Consider the following 10,397-nt stretch of genomic DNA (forward strand, 5'->3'; position numbering starts at 1 on the left):
AAGTTCACGGCGGTTGGGTATGTCGAAAGCGACACCCGAGCGACTACCCTGGGCATCTCACCCATTGGACGTGTCGACAGGAGGGGTGGTTGTGACCACCGAGGTGCGCCGTCTGCGCAACTACATCAACGGAGAGTTCCGGGACGCCGCTGACGGGCGGACCATCGATGTGGTCAACCCGGTGACGGAAGAGGTCTACGCGACCTCGCCGCTCTCCGGACAGGCCGATGTCGATGCCGCGATGGACGCCGCCGCGGCCGCTTTTCCCGCCTGGCGCGACGCCACGCCCGCCGAGCGCCAGAAGGCCCTGCTGAAGATCGCGGACGCCTTCGAGGAGCGCGCCGAGGACCTCATCGCCGCCGAGTCGGAGAACACCGGCAAGCCGCTCGAACTCACCCGCACCGAAGAGGTCCCCCCGATGGTGGACCAGATCCGCTTCTTCGCGGGTGCGGCGCGGCTGCTCGAAGGCCGCTCGGCCGGCGAGTACATGGAGGGCCTCACCTCCATCATCCGGCGCGAGCCGGTCGGCGTCTGCGCGCAGGTCGCGCCGTGGAACTACCCGATGATGATGGCCGTCTGGAAGTTCGCCCCGGCGCTCGCCGCGGGCAACACCGTCGTCATCAAGCCGTCCGACACCACCCCGGCGTCGACCGTGCTGATCGCCGAGATCATCGGCCAGATCCTGCCCAAGGGTGTCTTCAACGTCATCTGCGGCGACCGGGACACCGGCCGTGCGATGGTCGAGCACCCGACCCCGGCGATGGCCTCCATCACCGGCTCGGTACGGGCCGGCATGCAGGTCGCCGAGTCCGCCTCCAAGGACGTCAAGCGGGTCCACCTGGAGCTCGGTGGCAAGGCCCCGGTCGTCGTGTTCGAGGACACCGACATCGCCAAGGCCGTCGAGGGCATCTCCGTCGCGGGGTACTTCAACGCCGGCCAGGACTGCACGGCCGCGACCCGCGTCCTGGTCCATGAGTCCATCCACGACGAGTTCGTCACCGCGCTCGCCAAGGCCGCCGCCGACACCAAGACGGGGCAGCCGGACGACGAGGACGTGCTGTACGGCCCGCTCAACAACGCCAACCAGCTGAAGCAGGTCAGCGGCTTCATCGAGCGCCTCCCCGCCCACGCCAAGGTCGAGGCAGGCGGCCACCGGGTCGGCGACAAGGGCTACTTCTACGCCGCGACCGTCGTCTCCGGCCTCAAGCAGGACGACGAGATCATCCAGAACGAGGTCTTCGGCCCGGTCATCACCGTCCAGAAGTTCACGGACGAGGCCCAGGCCGTCGAGTACGCCAACGGCGTCGAGTACGCCCTGGCCTCCTCGGTGTGGACCAAGGACCACGCCCGCGCCATGCGGATGTCCAAGAACCTCGACTTCGGCTGCGTGTGGATCAACACCCACATCCCGCTCGTCGCCGAGATGCCGCACGGCGGCTTCAAGAAGTCCGGCTACGGCAAGGACCTCTCCGCGTACGGCTTCGAGGACTACACCCGCATCAAGCACGTCATGACCTCGCTCGACGACTGATATCCCGTCAGCAGGCAGGTCACGGCCCCGGGCACCCGCCCGGGGCCGTCACCGTTCCCCGGCGTCGAACCGTTCCCCGGCATCGACAGGGTGTGCGGACGGAGCGTGTGCCGCTGGACGGTTGGTCCATTGCCCGCCCCGCCGGCCGACCGGCATCCTGCGCAGGTGCGAGCAACCCCGAAGAACCCCATGTCCCGCCGGTCCCTGCTGCGCGCCCTCGGAGCCACGGCGGCCGGTGTCACGCTGGCCGGCTGCGGAGTGCCCGCCGCCTATGTGGAGCCCGGTGACCGCGCCCGACGAGACACCTCGGCGAGCGACCACACCCTGCACTTCGCGAACTGGCCCCTCTACATCGACACCGATGACGAGGACCAGTCGAAGCGGCCCACCCTCGATGCCTTCGGCAGGCGGACCGGGATCTCCGTCACGTACACCGAGGAGATCAACGACAACGACGAGTTCTTCGGGAAGATCAGCCCGGCGCTGATGAACCACCAGGAGACCGGCCGCGACCTCGTCGTCATCAGCGACTGGATGTCCGCCCGGTTCGTCCGGCTGGGCTGGGTGCAGGAGATGGACCGGGCGAAGCAGCCGAACGTCGCCAAGTACCTGGACCCGCAACTGCGGTCGCCCGCCTTCGACAAGGGCCGGATGCACAGCGTCCCCTGGCAGTCCGGGATCACCGGCATCGCGTACAACCGCAAGAGGCTCGGCCGCGAGATCAAGCACCTGAGCGATCTGTGGGCGGACGACCTGCGCGGCAAGGTGACGCTGCTGTCCGGGCTCGACGAGTCCTTCGCCCTGCTGATGCAGGGCAACGGCGTCGACATCACCCGCTGGCAGCGGGACGACTTCTACCAGGTGTGCGACCAGGTCGAGAAGCTGGTGAGGAAGAGGCACATCCGCCGCTTCACCGGCAACGACTACATCAAGGACCTGTCGACCGGCGATGTGCTCGCCTGCCAGGCCTACTCCGGCGACGTCATCCAGCTCCAGGCCGACAACCCGGAGATCGAGTTCGTCGTTCCCGAGGAGGGGGCCGAGCTCTGGTCGGAATCGCTCATGATCCCCAACCTCGCGCGCCACAAGCGCAATGCGGAGAAGCTCATCGACTACTACTACGAGCCGGAGGTCGCCGCCGAACTGGCGACCTGGGTCAACTACGTCTGCCCCGTTCCGGCCGCCCGCGAGGTGCTGGCCTCCGCCAAGGACAAGGAGACCGCCGCACTCGCCGAGGACCCGCTGATCTTCCCCGACGACGCGATGCGCAAGCGGCTCGTGATCGCCCGCGACGTCACGTCCGAGGAACGCACCGAGTTCGCGAAGAAATGGAACTCCATCGTCGGGCTGTGAGCCGTACCAGGGGTGGCGTAAAGGGCTGGTAAACGCGGGCGTACGCTGCGGACATGAGCGAGCGAAGAGCCCTGTTGAGGCGCATACGCGTGTGGTTGGCCGTCTTTATCGTCTGTCTGGTCCTGAGCGGGCTGACCGCCTTCCCGCTCGTCCATGAACTCCACTGGGCCGAGGATCTGTTGAGGTCCTCGGCCTCTCCCGTGCCGGAGCACTTCCCGGCACTGATGGAGTGGATCACCAAGGTCCGCACCGGCCTCGACGAGGCCGACGCGAAATACCCCTTCGTGCTGTACGGCACCGACTGGCTGGCCTTCGCCCATCTCGTCATCGCGGTCGCCTTCTACGGCCCCTACCGCGACCCGGTCCGCAACATCTGGGTCATCGAGTTCGGCATGATCGCCTGCGCCGGGATCATCCCGCTCGCGCTGATCTGCGGGCCCATCCGTGGCATCCCCTTCTGGTGGTCCGTCATCGACATGTCGTTCGGCGTCTTCGGGGTGATCCCGCTGCTCGTCGTGCGCCGCATGATCAAGCGACTGGAGGCCATGGAGCGGACCCCGCTGCCGGAGCCCGCTCCGACGACCGCTCAGGCGGTCTGAGTCACTCTGCCGACGGGGCGCCGAAGGCAGCCACCACTATGTTCATCGCCGTGGGATTCATGCCCTCCCCCTTCGCGTCCGTCGCGTTGACGCTGTAGACGAGGGTCCGGGAGAGATCACGGGTGGCCGCGACGGCCGTGTTGTAGCCCCAGCGGCCACCTGTCTTGCCCCAGACCTCGCGTCCGCCCAGTCTCATCACCGAGAGACCCGCGCTGAACGCGGCAGGCTTGCCCGTGCCGTACTCGCGCACCGATGCGCCGGGCAGCGTGAACATCTCCTGGAGCAGCGGCCCGCGCACCACCTGCCCGCTGAACAGCGCCCGAGTGAAACGCTCCAGATCGGCGGTGGTCGAGATCAGGTCCCCCGCCGCCCAGGCGTCCGTCGCCCCCCACACCGTCACATCGCGCAGCTCACCGACTGTGCCGAAGAGCTGGTAGCCGTGGTTGTGCGGCCCGCGAATCGTCGGGTCGGTGCCGGGAAAATACGTGTCCTTCAGGCGCAGGGGCTCCAGGATGCGGCGGGAGACCTGCGAGGCGTACGTGTCACCCGTGACCCGCTCGATCAGCAGGCCTGCCACGGTGTACCCGATGTTTGCGTAGTGCTGCTGGGTGCCGGGCGCGAAGTCCGGCCGGTGCGCGGTGGCCTCGCGTACGGTCTCCGCCGAGTCGTGCAGGTCGAAGCGGTGCGCGTACCACTCCTCCAGGGTGTCGCCGCCCGAGCCGACGGACGGGATGCCGCTCGTGTGGTTCAGCAGCTGGCGCACCGTGACCTTCCCGTACGCCGCCGGGATCAGGTCCGGCAGATAGTGCCGGGCCGGACGGTCCAGGCCGAGCCTGCCCTCCCCGGCCAGTTGCAGTACGACGGCCGCCGTGAAGACCTTGGTGACCGAACCGGCCCGGAAGCGGCCGTCCGGGTCCGCCGGCTGTCCGGAGGCCAGGTCGTGGACGCCGGCGCTGCCCCGCCAGCCGCCCCCGGTCCCCGAGACCCGCACCAGCGCGGCCGTGGCGTCGTCCTTCGGAAGCCCGTGGATCGCGGCCCGCAGCGCCCCGGCGTCCGGAGCCTCCAGGGCGAGCTCCTTCGGCGCGGCGTGGCCCGTGGCAGCCGGGGTACCGGCCGCCGCCAGGGCCGGTGCGGCGGGGCCCGCGGCGATGCCGAGGACCAGTGCTGCTGCGACGACGGTGCGGGACGTGCGGGTGTTCATGTCCGGTGCCTCCCGGGCGTGGAATCCTCAACTGCTGACGGATTCCATCCTGTTGATCAGCGCGCCCGGCCGGATCCCCCGGCCGGGGGTTTCCCGGAGGGAGGCCTCCTCCCCTGCGCGGGGGAGGAGGAGGCAGGCCCTCCCTCCGGAGAGGGAGTGACGACGCCGCACTCGTACGCACAGATCACCGCCTGGATCCGGTCGCGCAGACCCAGCTTGGACAGCACATTGCCGACATGGGTCTTCACCGTGTGCTCGCTGACGACCAGCGCCGCCGCGATCTCCGCGTTCGACAGCCCGCGGGCCAGGTGCAGCAGCGTCTCGTGCTCCCGGGCGGTCAGTACGTCCAGGCGCGCCGACGGTGCCACGGCCGTTGCGGGCGGGCGCGAGGTGTACTCGGCGATCAGCCGGCGCGCCACCGAAGGAGCCAGCAACGAGTCCCCGGCCGCCACCACCCGTACCGCGTGCACCAGGTCGTCGCGGCGGACGTCCTTGAGCAGGAAACCGCTCGCGCCCGCGTGCAGCGCCTCGTAGACGTACTCGTCGGAGTCGAAGGTGGTCAGCATGACCGTCCGGCAGCCGGTCCCGGCGCTGATGGTGCGGCAGGCCTCGATGCCGTCCGTGCCGGGCATCCGGATGTCGAGCAGCGCCACCTCGGGCGCCAGCCGCCGTACCGCTTCGACCGCCGCCCGGCCATCGCCCGCCTCGGCCACCACCTCGATGTCCGGCTGCGCGTCCAGGATCATCGCGAAGCCGCTGCGCACCAGCTCCTGGTCATCGGCCACCACCACACGGATCGTCAACTTCCCGCTCCTGTCCGTTGCTCCGTCTCCCGCTCCTGCCGCGTCCCCGTCCCCGTCCCCGGTTCCGGCCGCGTCCGCGGAATCGTCACCCGGACCCGGAACCCCCGGCCGCCCGGACCGGCGCCGGTGCGGGCCGTGCCGCCGTGCGCGGAGGCACGTTCCCGGATGCCGACCAGCCCCAGCCCGGAGCCGCCACCGGGGCCCCGTCCGTCATCGGTGACGGTGAGGGTCAGTGTCTCGGGGCCGTGATCCACCCGGACACGGACCGTCGCCGCGTCCGCGTGCCTGACCACGTTCGTCAGGGCCTCCTGCACGATCCGGTAGACGGTCGCCTCGACCGCCAGGCCCGGCGGGCGGGGATGCCCCGTGACCTCGTACGAGACCGCCGGACCGCTGCCGCGCACCCGCTCCACGAGACCGGGCAGTTCGGCCAGCGCGGGCTGGGGCTCCCGCGGCGCGTCGGGCGGGCCCTCGTTCTCGCGCAGCACACCGAGCATCCGGCGCAACTGGACCATCGCGTCCCGGCCCGTCTCCGAGATCGCGTCGAAGGCCGCCTCGGCACGTTCCGGCGCCGCGCGGACCGCCACCGGCCCGGCCTCCGCCTGCACGATCATCAGGCTCACCGCATGGGACAGGATGTCGTGCATCTCCCGGGCGATCCGGGCCCGTTCGCGGGCCGCGGCCTGTTCGGCCTCGATCCGGTGCGTCAGTTCCAGCTGACGGGCCCGGTCCTCCACCGCGCGCAGATAGGCCTTGCGCGTCACCGTGAGCCGGCCGAAGGCGTAGGCCGCCGCGAACACGAACAGGGAGAAGAGCAGCTCCCGCATGTCGTTGCTGCCCAGTCCGACCGAGATCAGCACCGCCAGCGCCGTGAGCACCGCGATCCCGATCCGCTTCGGCGGCGAGGAGAGTTCGGCCACCGTGTAGAACGCCACCAGGCCGGTGTACGGGAGCGGCTGGCCCGGCCCGTCGACGGTGAACTTGTACAGGGCGCCGGCCGCCAGCACCGCGATGAGGATCATGACCGGCGCCCGGCGGCGGGCCACCAGCGGCAGCACCATCAGGGTGGTCAGCCCGTACGCCGTCCACGTCGCGTCCGGCAGCTCCGGGGCGCGCGGGACGACGAACGGCATGGTCATGGCCGCCTGGACCAGCAGAGCGATGAGCAGGTCTCCGCCGCGGGGGCCGGCTCCCAGGGCGTGTCCCGGCACTCTCGCCAGGAAGTCTCGTATCCGCATCGGACCGGCGCCGTCAGGGCTTCCGCGCCACCGCGCCGAACTGGGCGACCTGTGCCGCACCGGGCCCGGCGCGCCAGTGCGCGCACGACACGATGCCCGGCTCCACCAGGTCGAGCCCCGTCAGGAAGGCGGTGAACTCGGCGCGGCCGCGGGCGGTGATCGGCGGCGTGGCGTTCTCGTTCCAGAACCGCATCGCCGCCTCGTTGCCCTCGCCGTCCAGCTCCAGGGTGGGGTGGGTGAGCACCAGATGGCTGCCGGACGGCACCGCGTCCATCAGCGTGCGCACAATGCGGCGGGCCTCTGCCGTGTCGAGGACGAAGTTCAGGATGCCCAGGAGCAGGACCGCGACCGGCCGCTCCAGGTCGAGGGTCGGCCGCGCGGCCCGCAGGATTCGCTCCGGGTCGCGGGCGTCCGCGTCGACGTACTCGGTCGCGCCCTGCGGCGAGCCGGCGAGCAGTGCGCGGGCGTGCGCCAGCACGGCCGGGTCGTTGTCGACGTACACGACACGGCAGTCGGGCGCGGTGCGCCGGGCGACCTCGTGGGTGTTGTCCGCGGTCGGCAGACCGGTGCCGATGTCCAGGAACTGCCTGATCCCCGCCTCACCGGCCAGATACCCCACCGCCCGCCCCAGGAACGCCCGGTCGGCGCGCGCCACTTCGCCGATGCTCGGGTACATGCCGGTGACCCGGTCGCCGACCGCACGGTCCACCGGGTAGTTGTCGGTGCCGCCGAGCCAGTGGTTCCAGACCCGCGCGTTGTGGGCGATGTCGGAACGGACCCGGTCGGGAACGTGGGTGGTGCGGGGATCGGTCACGTCGCTGCTCCTCCTGATCCGGGCCCGGCATCACGGACGACGGGGCAGGCCCATGATGCCGGACCGGTCAGGGAGAGCCGTCCGCCGGGGAGTTGGCGATGACGCCGCGCAGGACGTCGACCCGGTTGGTGGTGATCGAGTCGACGCCGTGCCGGACGAGGCGGCGCATGGTCCGCCTGGTGTCGGCCGTCCAGGCGGAGACCAGCAGTCCGTCCCGGTGCAGCCGGTCCGTCAGCTCCCGGTCCACCAGGCCGAACCGGTAGTTCAGCCAGCGCGGCCGCACCGCGTCGAGCAGCGTGGCGCGCGGCGGCGCGAGGGTCGTCCAGGTCATGGCGATCTCGGCGTTCGGGTCGGCGGCCCGCACCCGGAGCATGGCGTCGGGACCCGCGCAGTAGTACGCCCGCTCGCCGGCCCCGCACTCGTGCACCACACCGACGATTTTTTTGACGGAGCTGTCGGTGGAGCCCGGCAGATCGACCATGACGCGGTGCGCCCCGGCGGTGAGCAGCGCCTCGCGCAGGGTGGGCACACCGCCCAGGGTCAGCTCGGTGAGCTCCCCGTGGGTCAGCCGGTCGAGCCGTACCTCGTGGCCCCACAGCCGCTTCAGCGTGGCGTCGTGCAGCAGGACCGGTACGCCGTCGCGGGTGACCCGTACATCGATCTCGACCGCGTCCGCACCTCGTCCGAGGGCGGAGCGGATCGAGGGGAGCGTGTTCTCGCGGACACGGTAGGGATCGCCGCGGTGGGCCACGGCGGTGACTGAGGTGACCATGGGGCCATTGTGACCACCGGGGTCACCGGCCCGCGCGCTCCAGCCAGTTCGTCGTGTACGTGTCGATCTCGGCGGCCAGCCCCCGCTTGCCGGCCGCGTCGAGATACGACGCCTCGACCGCGTTCTTCGCGAGTGCGGCGAGACCCCGCTCGTCCAGACCGAGGAGACGGGCGGCCACCCCGTACTCGTTGTTGAGGTCGGTGCCGAACATCGGCGGGTCGTCGCTGTTGATGGTGACCAGTACGCCTGCCTCCACCATCTCCTTGACCGGGTGCTGCTCGATGTCCGCCACCGCCCGGGTCGCGATGTTCGAGGTCGGGCAGACCTCCAGCGCGATGCGGTGCTCGGCGAGGTGGGCCAGCAGCTTCGGGTCCTGGACGGAGTTGGTGCCGTGACCGATGCGCTCGGCGCGCAGATGGGTCAGGGCGTCCCAGACGGTATGCGGCCCGGTGGTCTCCCCGGCGTGCGGCACGGAGTGCAGGCCCGCGGCGATGGCCCGGTCGAAGTAGGGCTTGAACTGCGGGCGTTCCACGCCGATCTCCGGACCGCCGAGACCGAAGGAGACGAGCCCCTCGGGCCGCAGGTCCACGGCGAGCCGGGTGGTCTCCTCGGCCGCTTCGAGCCCGGCCTCGCCGGGAATGTCGAAGCACCAGCGCAGCACGACACCGAGCTCCGCCTCCGCGGCCTTGCGGGCGTCCTCTATGGCCTCCATGAACGCCTGCTCCGGGATGCCGCGCCGGGTCGAGGAGAACGGGGTCACCGTCAGCTCCGCGTAACGGATGTTCTGCCGCGCCATGTCGCGGGCGACCTCGAAGGTCAGCAGGCGGACGTCCTCCGGGGTGCGGACCAGGTCCACGACGGAGAGGTACACCTCGATGAAGTGCCCGAAGTCCGTGAAGGTGAAGTAGTCGGCGAGCGCCTCGGGGTCGGTGGGGACCTTGGAGTCGGGGTGGTGCGCGGCCAGCTCGGCGACGATACGGGGCGACGCGGAACCGACATGGTGGACATGCAGTTCTGCCTTGGGCAGCCCCGCGATGAAGGGGTGCAGATCGGTCATCGGACTCTCCGGGGCGTGGGACGGTTCGGTGCCGGGCACGGTCGGCCGGGCAGGGGACGGGCATCATCGTAGGCCGGGTCCGCCGGTGGGCAGGGGGGCCGTAGCATGACGGGACCACGATGGGGGAGGCCCATGTCAGACAACACAGAGCAGCCCGCGGGCGGGGCCGCGCCGCGCGATCCGTGGGCTCCGCCGGACAGCAAGGTGCCGCTGGAGAAGCCGGCCGGCGATCCTCGCCCGCCCGCTGTGCACAATCAGCCCACGGTCACCTCGATGCCGGGCGTCGGGGAGGGGCCCGCTCAGACCGACGCACCGCCGCCGGGATTCGGTTCGCCGTCTCAGACCGGGCCGGTGCCCGGAGCCGGATTCGGTCCCGGTCCTGGTTCCGTTCCCGGGGAGGTACCGCCGCCGCCGGTCGGACCGAACGGACCGGGCCAGCAGGTCCCGCCGGTCTCGGGACAGTACGGCTACCCGGCCGCACCGGCCCCGCAGTACGGCGGCTACCCGGGATACCCCGGCTACAACCAGGCGCCCTGGGGCGGCCCGCCGCCCTCCAACGGCATGGGCACCGCGGCCATGGTGCTCGGCATCCTGGCCATCTGCATGTTCTGCATCTACGGGATACCCAGCCTGATCCTGGGCGCACTGGCCCTGATCTTCGGCATCCTCGGCCGCAAGCGGGTGCAGCGCGGTGAAGCCACCAACAGCGGTCAGGCGCTCGCCGGGATCATCATGGGATCCATCGGCATCGTTTTCGGTGTGGCGATCATCAGCTTCTTCATCTGGCTGTTCGCCACCCACGCCAGTGAATTCGAGGACAGCGGCTACAACGACGACCCGTACTCCACGTCCCTGGTCGTCGACGTCAGCCGATAGCAAGTCTCGGACGCCGGTGCCGGAACCCCCGCGGCACCGGCGCCGCAGTTCCTGCCGATGGCCCGGGGGGGGCGGGTCCCGGGCCCCCCAGGCCCGCGGGCGTCCGGGTCTCCCTCTGACGGCCTCCGCTCCGACCACCGATCCACCCACAGG

The 10,397-nt window shown here is 70.7% G+C and carries 10 protein-coding genes; 4 read left to right on the top strand and 6 right to left on the bottom strand.

Annotated features, from left to right (window positions below):
* Window positions 1–91 precede the first annotated feature (91 nt).
* The 3 genes from ACFV8T_RS31620 (at window position 92) to ACFV8T_RS31630 (ending at window position 3,483) form a co-directional block, all read left to right on the top strand.
* On the top strand, window positions 92–1,531 hold the full coding sequence (locus tag ACFV8T_RS31620; protein ID WP_385334277.1) for a gamma-aminobutyraldehyde dehydrogenase: 1,440 nt from the start codon (window positions 92–94) through the stop codon (window positions 1,529–1,531).
* Between the two features lie 189 nt (window positions 1,532–1,720).
* Entirely contained in the window at window positions 1,721–2,884 is a 1,164-nt protein-coding gene (locus tag ACFV8T_RS31625) for a PotD/PotF family extracellular solute-binding protein (protein ID WP_385334333.1), read from the top strand.
* Window positions 2,885–2,937: 53 nt separating this feature from the next.
* A complete protein-coding gene (locus ACFV8T_RS31630) occupies window positions 2,938–3,483 on the top strand; it encodes a hypothetical protein (RefSeq protein WP_385334279.1) in 546 nt (181 codons plus the stop codon).
* 1 nt (window position 3,484) lies between these two features.
* Here ACFV8T_RS31630 and ACFV8T_RS31635 read toward each other — a convergent pair whose 3' ends face one another.
* The 6 genes from ACFV8T_RS31635 to ACFV8T_RS31660 form a co-directional block, all read right to left on the bottom strand.
* Window positions 3,485–4,684 (bottom strand): serine hydrolase domain-containing protein, encoded by a 1,200-nt coding sequence (locus ACFV8T_RS31635; protein ID WP_385334281.1) that lies wholly within the window; start codon window positions 4,682–4,684, stop codon window positions 3,485–3,487.
* Window positions 4,685–4,740: 56 nt separating this feature from the next.
* Window positions 4,741–5,487: a response regulator gene (locus tag ACFV8T_RS31640; RefSeq protein WP_385334283.1), complete on the bottom strand. Its 747-nt coding sequence runs from the start codon at window positions 5,485–5,487 to the stop codon at window positions 4,741–4,743.
* A complete protein-coding gene (locus ACFV8T_RS31645; protein WP_385334285.1) occupies window positions 5,484–6,725 on the bottom strand; it encodes a sensor histidine kinase in 1,242 nt (413 codons plus the stop codon). The genes ACFV8T_RS31640 and ACFV8T_RS31645 overlap by 4 nt, the downstream gene beginning before the upstream one ends.
* Before the next feature lie 13 nt (window positions 6,726–6,738).
* Entirely contained in the window at window positions 6,739–7,539 is an 801-nt protein-coding gene (locus tag ACFV8T_RS31650) for an SAM-dependent methyltransferase (protein ID WP_385334287.1), read from the bottom strand.
* A gap of 67 nt (window positions 7,540–7,606) precedes the next feature.
* On the bottom strand, window positions 7,607–8,311 hold the full coding sequence (locus ACFV8T_RS31655) for a glycerophosphodiester phosphodiesterase (protein WP_385334289.1): 705 nt from the start codon (window positions 8,309–8,311) through the stop codon (window positions 7,607–7,609).
* A gap of 22 nt (window positions 8,312–8,333) precedes the next feature.
* Complete coding sequence (locus ACFV8T_RS31660; protein ID WP_385334291.1) at window positions 8,334–9,368, bottom strand: adenosine deaminase; 1,035 nt, start codon at window positions 9,366–9,368, stop codon at window positions 8,334–8,336.
* Between the two features lie 132 nt (window positions 9,369–9,500).
* Here ACFV8T_RS31660 and ACFV8T_RS31665 point away from each other — a divergent pair, with 132 nt between their 5' ends.
* Window positions 9,501–10,244, top strand: coding sequence for a DUF4190 domain-containing protein (locus ACFV8T_RS31665; protein WP_385334293.1), 744 nt, complete (start codon window positions 9,501–9,503; stop codon window positions 10,242–10,244).
* Window positions 10,245–10,397 lie beyond the last annotated feature (153 nt).

It is taken from the genome of Streptomyces sp. NPDC059832 (assembly GCF_042731715.1).
Lineage (GTDB): Bacteria > Actinomycetota > Actinomycetes > Streptomycetales > Streptomycetaceae > Streptomyces.